This window comes from Nocardia neocaledoniensis, assembly GCF_029868625.1.
Taxonomy (GTDB): domain Bacteria; phylum Actinomycetota; class Actinomycetes; order Mycobacteriales; family Mycobacteriaceae; genus Nocardia; species Nocardia neocaledoniensis_A.
The window spans coordinates 1-18,013 of the sequence record NZ_JARWOJ010000338.1 but is presented as its reverse complement, the minus strand read 5'-3'; the positions used below and the strand labels follow the sequence as shown (position 1 = coordinate 18,013).

Genomic DNA, 18,013 nt, shown 5'->3' with positions numbered 1-18,013 from the left:
GCAGCTCCTCGGGCTTCTGCCACGACGATTTCGCGGCCGTGCGCGCGGCCTTCGACGAACACCTCGGCTCCGGCGCGGAACTCGGTGCGGCACTGTGCGTCACGGTCGACGGTGAACCGGTGCTCGACCTGTGGGGCGGCTTGTCCCCCGGGGGGGGCGGGGGGGGGGTTGCGGGCCCCCCCCGCGGCGCCGACGTGGAGACCGAGACGACGCTGGGCTTCCGCGAGGCGGCTCAGGGCGTCACCGTTCCGCTGCGGATGACCAGTCCCTCGCCGTGTACGACCTGTCACGGCAGCGGCGCCAAGCCGGGCACCAGCCCGCGGGTGTGCCCGCACTGCAACGGTTCCGGCGTGGTCAGCCGTAATCAGGGCGCGTTCGGTTTCAGCGAGCCCTGTGACGACTGCCGCGGTACCGGCTCGATCATCGACGACCCGTGCGTCGACTGTTCGGGCACCGGTATCCAGAACCGCACCCGCACCATCACCGTGCGTATCCCGCCCGGTGTCAGTGACGGGCAGAAGATCCGGCTGGCCGGGCAGGGCGAGGCGGGGCTGCGTGGGGCGCCTTCGGGCGATCTCTACGTGACCGTGCACGTCAGCCAGGACAAGGTCTTCGGCCGCCAGGGCGACGATCTCACCCTGGTGCTCCCGGTGAGTTATAGCGAATTGGTATTGGGGACAACTGTTTCCGTGCCGACGCTGGACGGCCGGGTCGGTGTGAAGGTGCCGCCGGGCACCGCCGACGGGCGTATCCTGCGGGTACGTGGTCGCGGTGTGCCCAAGCGCGGCGCGGCGGGCGGCGCCGGTGATCTGCTGGTCACGGTGAAGGTCGCGGTTCCCCAGCACCTGGATTCCGATGCCACCGATGCGCTCAAGCGCTATCAGGAGGCCGAGAAGGCGGGTGGCTTCGATCCGCGTGCGGGATGGGCGGGTGCTTGACGATGTCCGATGATCCGAAGTCCGCGTCCGGGGCGCGTGCCGAGTTCTTCATGATCTCGGTGGCGGCTCAGCTGGCGGGTATGCACGCGCAGACCCTGCGCACCTATGACCGGCTGGGTCTGGTCACCCCCCAACGCACTTCGGGTGGCGGACGCCGGTACTCGGCCCGCGACGTCGAGCTGCTGCGTGAAGTGCAGCGGCTGTCGCAGGACGAGGGTGTCAACCTCGCGGGCATCAAGCGCATCATCGAGCTGACCAACCAGGTCGAGGCGCTGCAACAGCGCGTCGAGGAGATGAGTGCGGAGCTGGAGCGGTTGCGGGCGGGCTATCGGCCCGACCTGTCGCCGCCGCAGCGCAGTACCGCGCTCGTGGTGTGGCAGCCGAGGCATCGGCGCTAGGCCAACCAGGTACCCGGGCCCCCGCCCATGATCCGCTCCGGCGGTCGTGGGCGGGGGCTCGTTCGTCTTCGGTCAACCCCCGGCGACCGGCTGGTGATTCTCCAGCAACCCACTTATTCGTGATCTTGTCCGTGAATCCTGCCGCCGCAACCCTGTGAGGTGCGGATATATCACAGGACCATCACGGAAGTTTGCTGGCTGGACGCTGAATTCGGGCCGATCGGCGCCGAATTCCACGCCCTATACCAGGCCCTGCGGCCCGGGTTACCCGCGTGTCGCGGCACGGCGCGTCGGCGGATGAGACGCCCGGCGCGTAGCGGAAAGGTCGCTCTACCAGGCAGGTTGGGTCTCGAATGCCGGTTTTGCCGGGTCGACCTTAGGGGCTTGTGGTCACATTCTGCGGCCTTTAGCAGGCTGAGCGTATGTTTTCAGCGGGAACCGACTACAAACCGCCTGGTTTTTTCTGAATTACACGTGTGATGTTTAAGAGTACGATTCCTAAGCTGGCAAACCTCGCCTACACTTCTCGCATCGGCTGCTGACGAGTGTCCTCCCAGCCCGTCACTCGCCGGCGCGGCTAGCGTTCGATGGCGAAACGAGGTTGTGACACATATGGATTCGCGGACTGTCGCTTTGATCCGTACTACGTTCAAGGCGGTTGCTGCGGAAGACGGTGGGTCCGAGCGGCTGGCCAGATCGTTCTATTCGATCCTGTTCACGGACTACCCGGGTATCCGTGACTACTTCCCGGCGGCCATGGACGCCCAGCGCGACCGGCTCGTCAAGGCCATCTCCTACGCACTCGACCGGCTCGAGGAGCCGGACAAGCTGCTGCCGTTCCTGGCCCAGCTCGGCCGCGATCACCGCAAGTACGGTGTGCAGCCCGCCCACTACGTCGCCGTGGCCAACTCGCTCAAGTCGGCCATGCGTCAGTTCGCGGGCACCGAGATGTGGACCGACGAGGTAGCCACCGCCTGGGACGAGGGCCTGGCCACCATCAGCGGCGCGATGATCAGCGCCGCCGACAAGGAGACCACCCCGCCGGCCTGGAGCGCGACCGTCGTCGAACGTCGTGAGGTGCTGCGCAATCTCGCGGTCATCCGCGTCCAGCTCGATCAGCCGATGGAGTACGCGGCCGGTCAGTACCTCAGTGTCCAGGTGCCGGCGCGGCCGCGGATGTGGCGGTATCTGTCCCCGGCCAACCCGGCGAACGCCAACGGCGAGATCGAGTTCCACGTGCGCAGCGTGCTCGGCGGGTGGGTGAGCCCGGCCATGGTCTCGCACACCAACGTGGGCGACCAGTGGCTGCTCGGTTCCCCGCTCGGCGGGCTCGGCGTGCCGCGCAACACCAAGCGCAAGATGCTCATGGTCGGCTGCGGCACCGGCATCGCGCCGCTGCGGGCGCAGGTCATGGCGATGGCGCAGCGCCGGGTGAACCCGAAGGTGCACCTGTTCGTCGGTGGCCACCACCCGTGCGACCTCTACGACCTGCAGGTTCTCAGCCAGCTGGCCGTCGCCAACAAATGGCTCACCGTCACCCCCGTCACCGAGAGCGACGAGAACCCGTGGTGGTACTACGATTCCGGCGAACCGCACGCCGAGCTACCCGGACTCGAACCGCGGATGACCGGCCAGATCGGCAAGGTCGTCGCCGCCTACGGCCCGTGGGCCGACCGCGACGTGCAGATCGTCGGCTCCCCGTCGATGGTGCAGACCACCAAGTTCCGCCTGATGGCGGCGGGTACCCAGGCCAAGTCCATCCGCCACGATCCGCTGTTCTGAGCCTGCCTCCTGGTTAGAGTGGTCTCGCGAGCGTGATCACTTCTGGGAGGGCGGATCGATGGATGGCGTTGTGCTGGTGGTCAATTCCGGGGGGCGTCGCGATGCCGAATGGCTCGACGAGGTCACCGGAGAACTGCGGGCCGACCTGGCCGAGATCGGCGGACTCCACGTCGCCCCGGTGACGAGCGCCGCGTCGAGCGGCGAGAAGTCCGGCGCGGTCGAACAGATCGGCCAGCTGCTGCTCTCGGGTGGGGCGCTGGGCACCGTGGTCTGGGCGATCCGGGACGTGAGCTTGAAGTTCCTCGAGCGCTCGAAGGCGGAGTCGATCACGATCAAGCGGGGCGATCGCGAGGTCACCATCGTGCGGCCCGGCCTGGCCCAGGTCGACAATGTCGTCGAGAAGTTCGGCGACCTGCTGCGTGATGAGTAGCCCGACCGGGCGACGAATCGCGCTCTTCGTAGCGAACGACACCTACCACTTCGACGGACTGTCGCGGCTCTACGCGCCCATCTCCGACGCCGAGCAGCTCCGGGAACTGCTGCGCGACCCCGAGATCGGCGGCTTCCGCCCGACCGAGCTGCTCATCAACGAGTCCAAGGCCGAGATCGAGCGCAGCATCGAGCGTGTCTTCCGCGGCGCCGAACCCGACGACGTCATCCTGTTCTACTTCTCCGGTCACGGGCTGCGCACCCGGCAGAATCTGTATCTGGCCGTGGGCAATACCGATCCGCAGCTGCTGAGCAGCACCGCTGTGTCGTCCTCGTTCATCCGCGAGCTGATTCGTGAGTCCCCCGCGGCGGCGAAGATCATCGTGCTCGACTGCTGCTACAGCGGCGCGTTCCTCGGTTCCGAGGTGATCAAGTCCGCGCCGACCATCGACGATGTCGCCCAGCAGCTCGCGGCGGGCGACGGCATCTGCGTGCTGACGGCGTCGAGCGCGGTGGAGACCGCCTCCGAGGGGCGCGCCGACGGCGACTCCGCGCCCCTGTCGGTGTTCACCTCGGCGCTGGTGAAGGGCATCGGCACCGGCCAGGCCGACAACGGCAGCGGCCTGATCGGCACCCACGACCTGTGGACCTTCGTGCACGCCGACGTCCGCGCCCGCACCACCAGGCAGACCCCGAACCACTACGGCGTCTTCAAGGACGAGGTCTATATCGCCAGGGTCCGGCGCCGCCAGTCCAACCTCATCGAGGTCGGCGACCGGGTACAGCTCGGCTCGCTCATGGGCCGGCTCGAACAGACCCCCGACGGCGGGCTGCGGGCCGCGAACTGGTGGGGCACCGGCCGTTTGAAGGTGCCCATCGGCCAGGAGCGGCGCACCGACGGCGTGCCGGGGGAGACTGTGTGGCTGGATCTGTCCGGCGCGGATCGCAACCTGCTGATCGTCGGCCGCGCCGGCTCGGGCAAGAGCACCCTGCTGCGCACCCTCACCGGTTCGCTGGCGCTCACCCATTCGCCCGACGAGGTGAAACTCTATGTGCTCGAATCGAGCAACCGCCTCGGCTCGATGAGCGCCCTACCCCACATCGCCAGTGCGGTGGGCGACGACGAACTGGAGAAGGTGGACGCGGTCCTGGACCGGGTGAGCGCCGAGATCCGCAACCGCAAGCGGCTGTACCGGGAATCCGGCATCGATTCCCCGAGCAGCCTGCGCGCCGCGCGACCGACCCTGGCCACCGCGGTGCCCGACATCTTCCTGCTCATCGACCGGCTCGGCGATTTCCGCGAGCAGATCGCCGGTTTCGACGCCAGGATCAAGCAGATCGCCAGCGCGGGTCCGGAATACGGGGTGCACCTGGTGGTGACCGCCCGCGACTGGAACGAGGCGCCCGGTGATCTCGTCGACCTGCTCTCGGCGCACATCGAACTGCGCCTGCACCGCCCCGCCGATTCGCGCCTGCACCCGGAACGCGCCGCCCGCCTGCCCGACGGACCGGGCTGGGCCCTGTTCGGGGAGCGACCCTTCCGCGTGGCCATGCCGGACCTGCGCGAGCTACAGCCGGAACTGCTGAGCGCGGCGGAGATCTCCGACGGTGCCGCCGAACTGGTCGATCTGGTGCGCGGCAACCAGTTCGTCCGCACGCTCGACGGCACCGGCCGGTCGCCGCTCGACGGCGAGATCGACCTACCCGACCTGCTGGGCCTCGGCTCACGCGACTTCGATGTCGAGGCGCTGTGGCGGGCCCGTGACAGCCGCGACCGCTTGCGCGTGCCGATCGGGGTGAGCGCCACCGGCGATGTGGTCGAGCTGGATCTGAAGGAGTCGGCCGAGCACGGCATGGGTCCGCACGGGTTGTGCATCGGTGCGACCGGATCCGGGAAGTCGGAATTCCTGCGCACCCTCATCCTCGCCCTCGCCACCACCCACTCCCCGGACGCGCTGAACCTGGTGCTGATCGATTTCAAGGGCGGCGCGACCTTCCTCGGCTTGGACTCGCTGCCGCACGTGTCCGCCGTCATCACCAATCTGGAGGCGGACCTCTCCCTCGTCGATCGGATGAAGGCCGCGCTGGCCGGTGAGGTCGCCCGCAGGCAGGACCTGCTCAGGGCCGGTGGCAATTTCGCCAATGTCGCCGACTACGAGCGGGCGCGGGCGGCGGGCGCGCCGCTCGACCCGCTGCCCGCGTTGCTCATCGTGGTCGACGAGTTCTCGGAGTTGCTCTCGCAGAAACCGGATTTCATCGACGTATTCGTCATGATCGGCCGCCTCGGCCGCTCGATCCGGGTGCACCAGCTGCTCGCCTCGCAGCGGTTCGACGAGAACATGCTGCGCGGCCTGGAAACGCACCTGTCCTACCGGATCGGCCTGCGTACTTTCTCCGCCAACGAATCCCGCGCCGTGATCGGCACGCCCGACGCCTATCACCTGTCCAGTGATCCGGGCTCCGGCTACCTGCGCGTCGACGCCGCCGACCCGGTGCGGTTCAAATCGGCCTATGTCGGCCGCAGCGACACCGGCGCGTCCGCCGACGGCGCCGAACAGCGCACGGTGCTGGAGGCGGTGGTGTCCAGGATCATCGGGCACGGCAGGCAGGCGTACCCGGTGTGGCTGCCACCGCTGTCGGTCTCCCCGACGGTGGATCTGCTGTTGCCCGACCATGATCGGCGAACGGAGCCGACCGCGGTCGGCGAATTGCGGATGCCCATCGGCATGGTCGACGAACCGGCCGAGCATCGCCGCGGCACACTGCTGCTCGACCTGACCGGAGCGGGCGGGCATGTCGCCGTGGTCGGCGGTCCGCGTGCGGGCAAGTCGACCACCCTGCAGACGATCGTGCTGTCGGCGGCGGTGACGCACAGCCCCGACCAATTGCAGTTCTACTGCCTGGATTTCGGCGGCGGCGGCCTGCTCGGGGTGGCGGAGCTGCCGCATGTCGGTTCGGTGGCGGGACGCCTGGACACCGATCGGGTCCGGCGCACCCTCGCCGAGCTCAGCACGCTGCTGCGCAGGCGCGAGCAGCGCTTCGCCGAACTGGGTGTCGAGTCGATGGCGGAATACCGGCGCCGCGGTGCGGCCGAGGGCGAGCAGGCCACCGCGTCGCCGTCGGATCGGTACGCGCACGTGGTGCTGGTGATCGACGGCTGGCGCGTGATCGCCGACGAGTTCGAAGCGCTCGAACCACAGATCAACGCCATCGCCACGCGCGGACTCGCCTACGGCATCCACCTGCTGATCACCGCGACGCGCTGGGCCGAGATCCGCTCGATGACGCGGAGCCAGCTCGGCACCAAGATCGAACTGCGGCTGGGCGACCCGTCCGAGTCCGAGATCGACCGCAGGGCCGCGAACCAGGTGCCGCAGGATCAACCGGGTCGCGGTCTCACCGCCGACCACCTGCACATGCTGATCGCGCTGCCCCGCCTCGATTCCGATACCGACCCCGCGACGCTCAGCCGCGGCCTGAACGCGGCGGTGGCCGAGGTCGCCGCGCAGTACGGGCCGCAGCGCGCGCCCGCCGTACGCATGCTGCCACTCGACATCTCCCGCGAGGCACTGCTCGAGATCGCGAGCGAGCACGGTGTCCGGACGAGTCCGACCACCGTGGTCGTCGGCCTCTGTGAATCCGAACTGCAGCCGCTGGTCCTGGATTTCACCACCGAACCGCACTTCATGGCCTTCGCCGACATGGAGTGCGGAAAGACCACGCTGCTGCGCAACATCATCACCGGGATCGTCGAGAACGCCACCCCGGCGCAAGCGGCCATCGTGCTGATCGACTACCGGCGCGGCCTGCTCGGCGAGGTCGAGGGCGGTCATCTGGCCGGCTACGCCAGCTCCGCGACGGCGGCGGCGCCGATCATCGCCGAGGTGGCGAATGTGCTGGCCGGGCGCATCCCCGGCCCCGACACCACCCCGCAGCAGTTGCGTGAACGCAGCTGGTGGTCGGGCCCGGAGCTCTATGTCGTCGTCGACGACTACGACATCGTCGCCCCGAACTCGATGTCGAATCCCTTTATGGCACTGGTGGAGTACTTCCCGCTGGCCCGCGACATCGGACTGCACTTCATCGTCGCCCGCCGCACCGGCGGCGTCTCGCGAGCACTGTACGACCCGGTCCTCGGCGCGTTGAAGAACCTGTCGGTGGAGACCCTGGTCATGAGCGGCTCCCGCGACGAGGGCAGGATCATCGGCGACGTCCGCCCGACGCCCCTTCCGCCCGGTCGCGGCATCATGGCCTCGCGCACCCGCTCACACGAACTGGTCCAGATCGCCAATCTGCCTGCCCGGCTGTGATTCAGGCGCCTTCGGCGGTGATGCTGGCCGGGGGCGTCCCGGCTTCGATGAGCCGGTCCACCGTCGTGCGGACCATGGCCGGGGAACCGCAGACCAGCACCTGGTGCTGGTCGAACGGGCCGTGCGCGGCCGCGACGTCGGCGAGGGTACCGTGCAGCATCTCCGCCGGAGCGAAGCCGATGTCGACACGCGAGTGTTCGTGCCACTCGTCGCGAATCGACGGGTCGTCGGGGCTTTCGACCACCGGAATCACTGTCAGCCATGGCAATTCGCCCGACAGCAGGTAGAGCATGTCGGAGGCGTAGAGATCGCGCGGCGAACGGCCGCCGAAGAAGAGGTAGGTGCGGGGCGGGTTCTCGCGGCGGGCCAGGTCGAGGATCTGGGAGCGCAGCGGCGCCAGCCCGGTGCCGCCCGCGATCATCACCACCTCGGTGGTCTCCGGCGCGATGTGGTAGACGCTGTGCGGCGCGTTGATCCGCCACTGATCACCGGCCTTGGTGTCGGCCACGATCGAACTCGAGCACCAGCCGCCGGGCACCGTGCGGACATGGAATTCGAGCTTGCCGTCCAGCGAGGGCGGCAGCGCGGGGGAGAACCGGCGCCGCACTCCCGGATGCTGCGGCACCTCCACCTCCACCGACCCGCCCGCCGCGAACGGTACGAAGTCGCCGATCAGCCGGATCACGGCGATGTCGTTGCGCAGGCGGTGATGGCCGACGACGGTCGCCGTCCAGGCGGGATCGGGGTACTCGCTGCTACTCATCGGCCTCTTTCACGAAGGGCGGGAAGGGTTCTCAGCTGACGGGGTCGGACGCGATGATCTCCGGCGGCGTACCGGCCCTGATGAGCGTGCGACGGGTCTCGGCGATCATCCGCGGCGAGCCGGCGATCTGGATCTGGCGGTCGGCCCACGCGCCGAAGCTGGTCACCACCGCGCCCAGATTACCGACGAGGCGCCGGTGCATGCCCATCGGCGGTTCGGCCGGCTTCTGCGGGTACCACCACGGATCGGTGCGCTCCTCGCAGACCGGCACGACGGTCAGCCAGGGGTTCGACTGCGAGAGCTGCCACATGTTGTCCACGTCGTAGAGGTCGCCGGGGAAGCGACCGCCGATGAAGAAGTGCACGCGGGGATTGATGCCGCGCTGGCTCATCTCGATCAGTTGCGCGCGCAACGGCGAGATGCCGGTGCCGGAGCCGATGAGCAGCACGTCGCGTCCGGATTCCCGGTCGACGTGCAGGCCGCCGAGCGGTCCGGCGATCTTCCACCGGTCGCCGACTTTGGTGTCGTTGACGATCGCGGGGCTCACCCAGCCGCCGCTGATGCGCCGCACATGGAACTCGATCTCACCGTAGGGGTTGGCGGGGATCGCGGGGGAGAAGTAGCGCCACATGTTCGGCCGCTGCGGCACCTGCACCGGCACGTACTGCCCGGCCTTGAACGGGATCGGCCCGTCGGCCTGCAGCCGGACGATGGCCAGGTCGTCGAGGACCTTGCGGTGTCCGACGACGGTGGCGCCCCAGAACGGCTGCGACTTGTCCTCGTTGGCGCCGATCGCCATCGACGCCGACACCAGGATGGTGACGTCGCTCCAGCCCTCGTGCAATTCCCTGGTCCAGCGGTTGCCGTGGAAGGTGCGCAGGGCGGCCAGCAGGGCTCGGCCCGCCAGGTCGTAGTGGTCGGCCTCGACACCGTACTTGCGGTGGTCGCGGGCGAGTTGCTCGAGGAACTTCTGCGCGCGCTCGAAGTCCTCCAGGTTGTCCAGGACGTACTGCAGCGCCGTCACCAGGCGCTTGGGCATCATGTCCATCGCGGGCGGGAAGAGCTCCCGTAACGCCGGGTTCTGCGCGAACAGGTGACCATAGAAAGCGCTGATCAGTCGCTCTGGACCACCGGGTGTCTCCGACACCCCGCGGAAATCGGCGCGGACCAGCGCAAGCGAACGCGCATCCACGTCGTCAAGCTCCCTTTCCCTGAAATTGCCGCAATGTGGCCCCGCCCGGTGGCGGGCACCTTCTCAAGTATCCACCGAAAACCGCCGCTCGGTGCAGGGATGCTCATCACGCCCCGCCTCGCCGGAGGGAGTGTATGCCGCGCGTGCCCGCTCGGCGCGCGCTCGCGCCCATCGATACGCGTCGGTGATCTTTCGCGCTCAGGCGGTCAGGATCGAGTGCACCGTCGCGATGACCACGCGGTCGGCGTCGGCGGCGGGCAGGCGGCCGGTGCGCAGGCCCTCGGCGGCGCCGTTGAGCACGTAGTAGACGGTGTCGACCAGCCAGTCTAGGGGCAGATCGGTGCGGAACGCGCCTTCGTCCTGGCCGCGGTGGATCAGGTCCGCCACCCGGGCGGCCGGGGCGGCGTGCAGTTCGCGCATGCGCCCGGCGGGCAGGACGCCGTCGGCGGCGGCGCGCAGTTTGGCGGCCTCCGCGACCAGCGGCCAGGTGGCCGTGAGCAGCCGCATCAGTGCTTGGCCCGCGTCGCCGGTGAGGTCGACCGCCGAGAGGGTGGTCTCGCCTTCTCGCAGCGCGTCGACCATGGCCGCCTCGACCAGGTCGGCGCGGGTGCGGAAGTGGCCGTAGAGGGTCATCCGCCCGACCCCGGCGACCTTGGCGATCTCCTCGGTGGTGGCGTCGGGATCGGCGCCGAGGGTCTTGCGGGCCGCGGCGACGATCGCGGCGATGCTGCGTTCGGCATCGGCCCGGCGCCGAGGTGCGGGTGGCATGCGATGGAGTCTATCTCGTATAGGTATGTACATGTTAGGCTGGCGCCACTGATACCCCGTTCAAGAATCCTCGCCCTTCGCCGGCGCCTGCCGGGGAGGTGTTCCGTTCGGACACAACACGATCGAGGCGATCACAATGGGTGAGCTACACGTCAACATGCACGCCACGCTCGACGGCGTGGTCCAGGCCAACGGTGGCCCCACCGAACAAGACGGCGACTTCGAGTTCGCCGGCTGGGAATGGCCCTTCAACGACGAGGAGTCCGGCCGCCAGGTGGTCGAGGACATCAGGGCGTCCGACGCACTGCTGCTCGGTCACACGACCTACCAGATCTTCGCCTCGTACTGGCCGCATCAGTCCGACGAGGTCGGCGCGGTCTTCAACCGCGTCCCCAAATACGTCGCGTCCCGGGGCACTCCCGATCTGTCCTGGGACGCGACCACCCAGATCACCGACGTGGGCACCGAGGTGCGCGCCCTGCGTGAGCGCCATCGGCAGATCCACACCTGGGGTAGCGCCGATCTGCTGCAAACCCTGCTCCGCGACGGCCTGGTCGACCAGCTGAACCTGTGGGTCTATCCGATCGTGCTGGGCGTGGGCAAGAAGATCTTCCCCGAGGGCAGCGCGCCGACCCGCTTCGCGCAGTCCGAACCGGCGAAGACGTTCCCGGCGGGCGTTCTGCTGACGCGTTACCGCCGCCTCGGCGGAGTTCCGGAGACCGGCGGCCCGTCTCAGGCGTAGGGGTCGGTGATCGCGCGCAAGGCCGTCAACGCCTTGCGCAGCTCACGGGCGCCGCGCGCGCCGAGGTGGTCGACCCACTCCGATTCCACTTGGGACGCGGCGTGATTCGCCACCTCGACCGCGCGCCGCCCCTTCTCGGCCGGCCGCAGCAGCCGTGCCCGTCCGTCGGTGGGGTCTGGCTCGCGCCGCAGGTACCCGGTGCGCACGAGCTGCTCGACGAGCACGCCCGCGGTCTGCTTGGTGACCTGCGCCTGGGCGGCCAGCTCGGTGAGTCGCGACCCCGCTGTCCCGAGTCGGGCGACCAGCCGCGCCTGCGCCTGCGTCAGATCGTCGAATCCGGCCTCGCCCAGCGCGACCAGCACCCGCCGCTCCATCTCCCGATACGGGACGAACAGCAGCACGCCGAGGTTGAGTTCGTCGGCCATCCCACTCCTTGATTCGGTCAGCTTCCCTGACTATATTAATCAGAAAGGCTGACTAATTGGGAGCCCGATCATGGACATCGATCAGCACTGGCGAACCATCGCCGAACAGCGCCGCGCCATCGCCGACCTGCTCGCCGATCTCACTCCGGCCGAGCTCGACAGCCCCTCCCTCTGCGACGGCTGGCGCGTCCGCGATGTCGCCGCCCATGTGGCTCTCGCCGCGCAACCGCCCGGTCCGCTCGGCATGCTCCGCGAGGCCGCGCGCGCCCGCGGCAGCTTCCACCGCCTCAACCACGACATCGCCGTCCGCCACGCCGACGCCGTCCCCGATCTCGTGGCCGACCTGCGCGCCGTCGCCGACTCGCGCCGTCTCCCCGCGGTCACCAACTATCGCAACATCCACTACGACGTGATCGTCCACGCCCAGGACATCGCCCGCCCGCTCGGCCGGGTCATCACCGTCGCACCCGAGTCGGCAGCCGTTGCGGCCCAGCGGGTCTGGACCATGGGCTGGCCCTTCTGGGCCAAACGCCGCTTCGCCGACGTCACCCTGGTCGCCGAGGACTCGGCCTGGACCGCGGGCTCCGGTCCCGAGCTGCGCGGCAGCACCCTCGACCTGCTCCTGCTCCTCACCGGCCGCCATCCGGTACTGACCGGTCCCGGTGTCGACCGAGTCTGAGCGTCGCCGGTAGCCGAATTGACGCCAGTCCGCTATCGACGATTCTGACCCGCACCGCGCGTGCCGACACTCTGGTCGAGTTCTTCGCCGCGTCACCCCTTGCGGCTCTGCCCGAGGACGAGCTTCGCCATTTCTCTCGCGAACGCAGCGACCCGGCGCACCGGGCCGTCGAGCTGTGAACTATCTCCTCGACACCGACGCCATCTCGGAGCTGATCAAGCCCCGCCCGAATCCCGGCCTGGTGGCCTGGCTCAGCGGGGTCGACGAAGACCGAACCCACCTGAGCGCCGTCACCATGGGCGAATTGCGGAGGGGCATAAACCGTTTGCCGCCCGATGGCAACCGTCGGACGCTGCTCGAACACTGGCTCGACAACGACCTACCCGCGCGTTTCGAGCGCAGATTGCTCAGCGCCGACATCGCGGTCTCGCTCGCATGGGGCGCCCTCAGGGCGGCAGCGGACCGATCGGGTCGCTCCGTCGACCCGATCGACGCTCTCATCGCGGCGACGGCGATCGCGAACCGGCTCACCGTGGTCACCCGAAACATCCGCCATTTCGAGGTGATCGACGTTCCGGTCCTCTGTCCGTGGGACGCCGAACATACCTGACCGGCGACAACCGCACCGCCGCCGGCCGCGCCTGCTCGCCGACCGTTCCGAGCACGAAGTTCTTGCCCGCGATGTGCTGGATCGGCGCGGGCTCCGGCGCCACGCCGTACTCGCGCGGATAGTGCGGGACCGCGCCGGGCCACACGCACACCCCGTCGGCTGGAAGTTCATCGGTACATCCCGAACCGACGCGTCGAAGTCGTCGGCCGCGTAGCCGCGGGCGCTCGGAACCACCGGCGTGGGCGCTGGATGGTCGAGTACCCGCTCGGTGACAGCCGGCGCGAGCGCGGGCCGATTCACCACCGGTTTGCCCTCGCCGTCACGCCCGTCGACCAACCGCCGCGGCCCCGTCCACAGCCGTGCTTCCGTGCTAATGTCCCAGGTCAGAGCAGTGTCCGGCGAGAAGGGGTGGGGATGAAACGCGCAGGTACAGCGGTGCTGGTGGCTGGGCTGGCGGTCGCCGGATTGGCGGGATGCGAGTCGGGCCAGAGCTCGTCGAAGGGCGCGACCACGACGGCCCGGCCGGCGCTGTGGAATCCGTGCACCGAGATTTCCGATGACGTGCTGCGGAGTGCGGGGGTGGATCCCGGGACGGAGGAGAAGGGGGTTGCGGGGGTTCCGCAGTCCGGGTGGGAGATCTGTGGCTGGGAGGGGCAAACGTACTCGCTCACGATCTACACGACGAACAAGTCCGTGGCCGACTTCGAGCAGAAGCCGGGCAATGTCGACTTCCGTGACGTCACCATCGCCGGGCGCTCCGGTCGAGAGTTCCGGGTGACGGGGGCATCGAAGGAACTCGACTGTGACGTGGTGTTCCCAGCCGCGCAGGGCATCGTCCAGCTGCAGGTCTTGAATCGTGCGAGCCTCGACAATCTGACAGATCCCTGTACGACCTTGGCGCGGGTGGGGGAGAACCTCGTGCCGATCTTTCCGAGATGACGTGGGGGCGATAACCATATGACGGGAGCAACTCCGTACGGCCAGCTGCTCGGCCAGGCACGGGCCGGCGAGGTCTATCTGAACGACGAGCAAGCCGCCTATCACATGTACAAGGCCTGTGACCAGCGGATTCTCGACCTCGACAACCTGCGCAGCGTCACCCGCCGCGCCCAGGCTGTCAGCGGATTCGGCGATTTCCAGATGGGCAAGGATCTCGAGAAGAAGTTCCTGCTGCAAGCGACCGGCGACGAGAATTCGATCGACAGCGTCATCATGAAGGACATCGAAGCCGTGAAACAGCTACGCGAAGTCTTCGCGCTCTCCTTCAAACGCATCACCGGCCAAGACATCGAAACCGCCAATGCCATCGACTACACCTCCGAGCAGGTGAGCTGAGATGTCCGTCCCGAACATCGCCGGCCTCGACCTCTTCGGCGGGCTGCGCGAGCTCATCACACCGTCCAAGGATCACAGCGAGCTCGATGGTTCCGATATCGCCGATATCCAGGACCAGTACAACACCCAGCGCGACGGCACCCGGCGCAAGGCGAACGAACTGGGCTTCGACGGCGAGTACCGCCCGAAGATGGTGATGTCGACCGATCCGTTCACCGGAAGTGTCGCGGATCTGCGCGCCAAGGTCGACAAGATCGATCTCACCGCGGTGAACGACCTGATCAACGCGTGGAACGAGATCGCCACCCGCAACAGCACTTCGCTCGACGAGTTCCGCAAGCAGATCACCCGCGGCATGTCGCCCGATGTCTGGTCCGGCGCCGCGGCCGCGGCCGCCGCCCAGACGCTCGCCGCGTACGACACCACGGGTAAGCGGGTCACCACCGCGGCGGCGCTCACCAAGACCAAGCTCGACGAACTCCGCACCGGCCTGGAGCCGACCAAGCGACTCGTCCCGTTCGCGCCGGAGCACCGCAGCGGGCTGGACAACCTCGGCGGGCTCTTCCAGGGAAGGGCCTGGCGCAATGACGATGTGGCGCAGGAGAACGCGCGGGTCGAGGCGGTGCGGGTGCTCCAAACCGTCTACGCCCCGGTGATTCACGAATCCGACGACCGGGTTCCGGTCATCCCGGTCCCGAAGGGCGTCGACTCCGCCGACCCCGGCGCGACCGACGGCGCGACGAGACCTGTTTCCGGCCAGCCGAATTCGACGACGCCGGACTCCGGTCAGCCTGCGGCGAATCCGGTTGCCACGGTACCTGCGTCGACCACGCCCACCGACGACACGTCCACCGACGACACGTCAGACGATGCTGCGTCGACCGATGACGACACGGGCACGGCGGACCCGACCACACCGCAGTCGACCGATCCCGGCGCGACGTCGCCCACCGCCGTGGCGCCGGGATCCGCGGCCCCGGGTTCCGGATCGCCCGGTGGATCGCCCGGCGGCGCGGGCGCGCCCGGCTCGGCTGGACCGAGCACCCCGGCTCCCGGCGGCGCGGTACCCGGCGGCGGCTCGACGGCGGGCACGTCGGCCGCGGGTGCGCGGGCTTCCGGCGCCGCCGCAGGGGCCGCGGGCCGTGCGGGCATGGCGGGCATGGGCGCCCCCGGTGCGCGGGGCGGCGGCAAGGACGACGAGTCCACCAAGGGTGTCCCCGACTACCTGATCACCCAGGAGCACGGTGACGAGCTCACCGGCCTGGACGACGTGCCCAAGGTCGTCCCGCCCGTCATCGGCGCCGACTGAAACGCCGAAACCGATGAAACAGAGTAGATTTCCCGTGCGAACCTGGCATCTCACCGCTCTAGACTTCCGCACGCTGTGGGAGGCGGCGGGCCGCGACGTGCTCCCGTATCCACTGCGTCATCAGCACGCGAACGTGGAATCGCAGGCGGAGATCCTGCGGCTGCGCCGCAAAGCCGCCGAAAACCTGATGGCCGAGTTCGACAGCGACCTCGATGCCGCGATGGCCGCCCTGCTGGCGCCGCACGCCCGTGTCGAGGTCGCGGGCGGCTCCGGCGCCGTCCGCACCATCCGTGCCCACGGCGGCACACGGGAGTCGTACGCCGCCTTGGCCGTGCAAGCCCCTGACGACGGCGCCGAACCCGGCGACATCACCCTCCAGCTGATGCCGCCCGCCGCCCTCGCCACCGCAGTCCTGGCCACTCTGCCCACCGTCGCCCCCGGCAAGGGCCGCGAAATCAAGGTCACCGCGGCCGAACTCGCGTCCCCCCGCCCCCACGTCCGCGACCCGTGGAACCCCACCCCGCGCGAACGACTCGAAACCTTCCTCGCCAAACCCACCGACACCCTCACCCACATCGGCGTCTACGCCCATGCCAGCGTCGACAACCGCCACACCGAAGGCCGCGACGACTTCCAGCTCCACGACCTCACCAACGACGGCCGCTACGTCTTCTACGGCGAAACCACCTTCATCGCCAAACCCACCACCCCCACCCGCCTCCGTACCACTCTCACCGACATGCTCACCACCACCGCCCTCAAGGCCAAGAACGGCACCTACCGAGCCCCGTGAGAATCATCTCGGCGCGTTCGTTCGGACAGCCATCACGGTCAGCACCGGGTCGAGGCCTCAACCCATCTGGACATCGATCGCCTTGGTTCTGGCCAACTCGTCGAAGGTCAGTTCGGCGGTGAAACCGGCTGTGGTGACGGTGGATCGACTGTGGTCGGGTGACCACGTGATGCCGAGCCCGCGGTGGTTGGCGTACGCGTGCAGTGCTCGGCGGTGGTCGGTCAGCGGGAACTCGGTGAGGCCCTGCTGGAGGACCCGGGCCAGCCGTGGCGCGGCGGGAGCGGGCAGTTGGAAGGACGGGTGCTCGATGAGGAAGGCGGCGCGGGTGCCGCCGCCGACGGGACCGTTGTAGGAGGTCCACCGCCCCGACACCGCCTTGCAGGCGTCCATGAAGGTGTTCACCGCGCCCTCGGCGACGGTGGGCGCACCGGGCAGCGCCGCGAACGGAACCTCGACATCGGCGAGTTCGCTGATGCGGTAATGGATTCCGAAGTCGCGGGCCGAGCTCGCGAGACCGGTCACGGTGTCGGGATAGCCGGCCGGATTGCCCCACGACCACAGCCATGATTGCGGGCCGGGCGCCGCCGATCCGAGCAGGTGGACGGCGGTGCACTCGATGGGCTGATCGCCGGTGAAGGTGAACCGGCCCGTGCGCAGGTCGACACTCCACGGGCGATCTCCCACCACGTCCGCCAGATGCAGCTGATGCTCGAACGAGAACAGTGCCGCGTCATCGAGCAGATTCGCCAGTGTCACTTCAGGCATGGTGGCGACATTACCGGCACGAATCAGATTGCCAGGATGGTCTTTCCGCGGGCGCTGCCGGCGCCGAGGACGGCTGGGGCGGCCTCGAGGGGGACGGTGGCCTCGATGGGGACGACGACGTCGCCGGCGGCTACGCGGGTGAGGAGTTCGGTGAGTTCCGGTCCGCGGCCCTTGGATTCGAAGTTGCCGCCGGTGATGTCGTGTTCGCGCAGGGCGGTGTCGTCGGCGGCCCAGGTGGTGGAGTAGGCGCGGCCGCCGCGGCGGACGAGGGTGGCGTGCCTGGCGAAATCGACGGGGCCGCTGATCAGGTCGAACAGGACGTCGATGCCGTCGGGGTGGGTGAAGTGGACGGCGTCGGTGACGCTGGAGTCGCGGTAGGCGGCGGGATCCGGGTCGACGACGTTCGGGTCCACGGGGCGCGGGCGGGTGTAGTCGACGATCTCGTCGGCGCCGAGGCGGGACACCTGATCGGCGGCGTCGCCGCGCGCGGTGGCGATCACGTGCGCGCCCGCGATGGCCGCCAGCTGCACCAGGAACGAGCCGACCCCGCCGGTCGCGCCGACGATCAGCACGGTCTGGCCGGGCTGGAGTCGCGCGGCCGCGGCCCGGGCCGGCGCCCGGTCGCCCCCCCCCCCCCCCCCCGCCCCCCCCCCCGCGGGGCCCTACCCCGGGGGGTGCCCCCGGGGGGCGGGGGGCGGGGCGGCGGGGGGGGGGCTCCCCCGCGCCGCCCCGCGCCCCGCCCCCGCGACTCCAGCCCGGCCAGACCGTGCTGATC

The 18,013-nt window shown here is 69.1% G+C and carries 18 protein-coding genes; 12 read left to right on the top strand and 6 right to left on the bottom strand.

Annotated elements, in window-relative coordinates; translation table 11 throughout:
• The 5 genes from QH270_RS26160 to eccCb all read left to right on the top strand — a co-directional run.
• Nucleotides 1-938 (top strand): DnaJ C-terminal domain-containing protein (locus QH270_RS26160; protein ID WP_280346732.1); only part of this gene is annotated, 938 nt, incomplete at its 5' end.
• A 2-nt stretch (nt 939-940) separates the two neighbouring features.
• Nucleotides 941-1,336 (top strand): heat shock protein transcriptional repressor HspR, encoded by a 396-nt coding sequence (locus QH270_RS26155; protein WP_280218694.1) that lies wholly within the window; start codon nt 941-943, stop codon nt 1,334-1,336.
• A gap of 612 nt (nt 1,337-1,948) precedes the next feature.
• Complete coding sequence (locus QH270_RS26150; protein WP_280346731.1) at nt 1,949-3,118, top strand: globin domain-containing protein; 1,170 nt, start codon at nt 1,949-1,951, stop codon at nt 3,116-3,118.
• A gap of 58 nt (nt 3,119-3,176) precedes the next feature.
• Nucleotides 3,177-3,548 carry a hypothetical protein gene (locus tag QH270_RS26145; RefSeq protein WP_280346730.1) on the top strand — a complete coding sequence of 124 codons (372 nt, stop codon included), beginning with the start codon at nt 3,177-3,179 and terminating at the stop codon, nt 3,546-3,548.
• Nucleotides 3,541-7,857 carry a type VII secretion protein EccCb gene (gene eccCb, locus QH270_RS26140; protein WP_280346729.1) on the top strand — a complete coding sequence of 1,439 codons (4,317 nt, stop codon included), beginning with the start codon at nt 3,541-3,543 and terminating at the stop codon, nt 7,855-7,857. The genes QH270_RS26145 and eccCb overlap by 8 nt, the downstream gene beginning before the upstream one ends.
• A gap of 1 nt (nt 7,858) precedes the next feature.
• On the opposite strand, the gene QH270_RS26135 is transcribed toward eccCb, so the two are convergent.
• The 3 genes from QH270_RS26135 to QH270_RS26125 form a co-directional block, all read right to left on the bottom strand.
• A complete protein-coding gene (locus tag QH270_RS26135) occupies nt 7,859-8,620 on the bottom strand; it encodes an FAD-binding oxidoreductase (protein ID WP_280346728.1) in 762 nt (253 codons plus the stop codon).
• Between the two features lie 31 nt (nt 8,621-8,651).
• Nucleotides 8,652-9,812: an FAD-binding oxidoreductase gene (locus QH270_RS26130; protein ID WP_280346727.1), complete on the bottom strand. Its 1,161-nt coding sequence runs from the start codon at nt 9,810-9,812 to the stop codon at nt 8,652-8,654.
• Nucleotides 9,813-10,010: 198 nt separating this feature from the next.
• Entirely contained in the window at nt 10,011-10,580 is a 570-nt protein-coding gene (locus QH270_RS26125; protein ID WP_280346726.1) for a TetR/AcrR family transcriptional regulator, read from the bottom strand.
• Between the two features lie 136 nt (nt 10,581-10,716).
• Between QH270_RS26125 and QH270_RS26120 the strand changes: the two genes are divergently transcribed.
• On the top strand, nt 10,717-11,322 hold the full coding sequence (locus QH270_RS26120; RefSeq protein WP_280346725.1) for a dihydrofolate reductase family protein: 606 nt from the start codon (nt 10,717-10,719) through the stop codon (nt 11,320-11,322).
• Here QH270_RS26120 and QH270_RS26115 read toward each other — a convergent pair.
• Nucleotides 11,313-11,747, bottom strand: a complete 435-nt coding sequence (locus QH270_RS26115) for a MarR family winged helix-turn-helix transcriptional regulator (protein ID WP_280346724.1) — start codon at nt 11,745-11,747, stop codon at nt 11,313-11,315. The genes QH270_RS26120 and QH270_RS26115 overlap by 10 nt on opposite strands.
• 70 nt (nt 11,748-11,817) lie before the next feature.
• On the opposite strand from QH270_RS26115, the gene QH270_RS26110 reads away from it, so the two are divergent.
• From QH270_RS26110 to QH270_RS26085, 6 genes are all read left to right on the top strand, one after another.
• The gene (locus QH270_RS26110; protein ID WP_280346723.1) at nt 11,818-12,426 is read left to right on the top strand and encodes a maleylpyruvate isomerase family mycothiol-dependent enzyme; all 609 of its coding nucleotides are present in this window, start codon (nt 11,818-11,820) and stop codon (nt 12,424-12,426) included.
• Between the two features lie 175 nt (nt 12,427-12,601).
• A complete protein-coding gene (locus QH270_RS26105) occupies nt 12,602-13,036 on the top strand; it encodes a type II toxin-antitoxin system VapC family toxin (RefSeq protein WP_280346722.1) in 435 nt (144 codons plus the stop codon).
• Nucleotides 13,037-13,450: 414 nt separating this feature from the next.
• On the top strand, nt 13,451-13,975 hold the full coding sequence (locus QH270_RS26100; RefSeq protein WP_280346721.1) for a DUF3558 domain-containing protein: 525 nt from the start codon (nt 13,451-13,453) through the stop codon (nt 13,973-13,975).
• Between the two features lie 18 nt (nt 13,976-13,993).
• A complete protein-coding gene (locus tag QH270_RS26095) occupies nt 13,994-14,371 on the top strand; it encodes a hypothetical protein (RefSeq protein ID WP_280346720.1) in 378 nt (125 codons plus the stop codon).
• 1 nt (nt 14,372) lies between these two features.
• Nucleotides 14,373-15,680, top strand: a complete 1,308-nt coding sequence (locus QH270_RS26090) for a hypothetical protein (RefSeq protein ID WP_280346719.1) — start codon at nt 14,373-14,375, stop codon at nt 15,678-15,680.
• 34 nt (nt 15,681-15,714) lie between these two features.
• Nucleotides 15,715-16,473 carry an ESX secretion-associated protein EspG gene (locus tag QH270_RS26085; RefSeq protein ID WP_280346718.1) on the top strand — a complete coding sequence of 253 codons (759 nt, stop codon included), beginning with the start codon at nt 15,715-15,717 and terminating at the stop codon, nt 16,471-16,473.
• 57 nt (nt 16,474-16,530) lie between these two features.
• Here QH270_RS26085 and QH270_RS26080 read toward each other — a convergent pair whose 3' ends face one another.
• Nucleotides 16,531-17,238: a DUF6882 domain-containing protein gene (locus tag QH270_RS26080; RefSeq protein WP_280346717.1), complete on the bottom strand. Its 708-nt coding sequence runs from the start codon at nt 17,236-17,238 to the stop codon at nt 16,531-16,533.
• Nucleotides 17,239-17,261: 23 nt separating this feature from the next.
• Complete coding sequence (locus tag QH270_RS26075; protein WP_280346716.1) at nt 17,262-17,810, bottom strand: zinc-binding dehydrogenase; 549 nt, start codon at nt 17,808-17,810, stop codon at nt 17,262-17,264.
• Nucleotides 17,811-18,013 lie beyond the last annotated feature (203 nt).

Coding starts and splice junctions, on each gene's coding strand:
- QH270_RS26155 (WP_280218694.1), top strand. CDS start 941: ATGTCCGATGATCCGAAGTCCGCGTCCGGGGCGCGTGCCGAGTTCTTC.
- QH270_RS26150 (WP_280346731.1), top strand. CDS start 1,949: ATGGATTCGCGGACTGTCGCTTTGATCCGTACTACGTTCAAGGCGGTT.
- QH270_RS26145 (WP_280346730.1), top strand. CDS start 3,177: ATGGATGGCGTTGTGCTGGTGGTCAATTCCGGGGGGCGTCGCGATGCC.
- eccCb (WP_280346729.1), top strand. CDS start 3,541: ATGAGTAGCCCGACCGGGCGACGAATCGCGCTCTTCGTAGCGAACGAC.
- QH270_RS26135 (WP_280346728.1), bottom strand. CDS start 8,620: ATGAGTAGCAGCGAGTACCCCGATCCCGCCTGGACGGCGACCGTCGTC.
- QH270_RS26125 (WP_280346726.1), bottom strand. CDS start 10,580: ATGCCACCCGCACCTCGGCGCCGGGCCGATGCCGAACGCAGCATCGCC.
- QH270_RS26120 (WP_280346725.1), top strand. CDS start 10,717: ATGGGTGAGCTACACGTCAACATGCACGCCACGCTCGACGGCGTGGTC.
- QH270_RS26115 (WP_280346724.1), bottom strand. CDS start 11,747: ATGGCCGACGAACTCAACCTCGGCGTGCTGCTGTTCGTCCCGTATCGG.
- QH270_RS26110 (WP_280346723.1), top strand. CDS start 11,818: ATGGACATCGATCAGCACTGGCGAACCATCGCCGAACAGCGCCGCGCC.
- QH270_RS26100 (WP_280346721.1), top strand. CDS start 13,451: ATGAAACGCGCAGGTACAGCGGTGCTGGTGGCTGGGCTGGCGGTCGCC.
- QH270_RS26095 (WP_280346720.1), top strand. CDS start 13,994: ATGACGGGAGCAACTCCGTACGGCCAGCTGCTCGGCCAGGCACGGGCC.
- QH270_RS26090 (WP_280346719.1), top strand. CDS start 14,373: ATGTCCGTCCCGAACATCGCCGGCCTCGACCTCTTCGGCGGGCTGCGC.
- QH270_RS26080 (WP_280346717.1), bottom strand. CDS start 17,238: ATGCCTGAAGTGACACTGGCGAATCTGCTCGATGACGCGGCACTGTTC.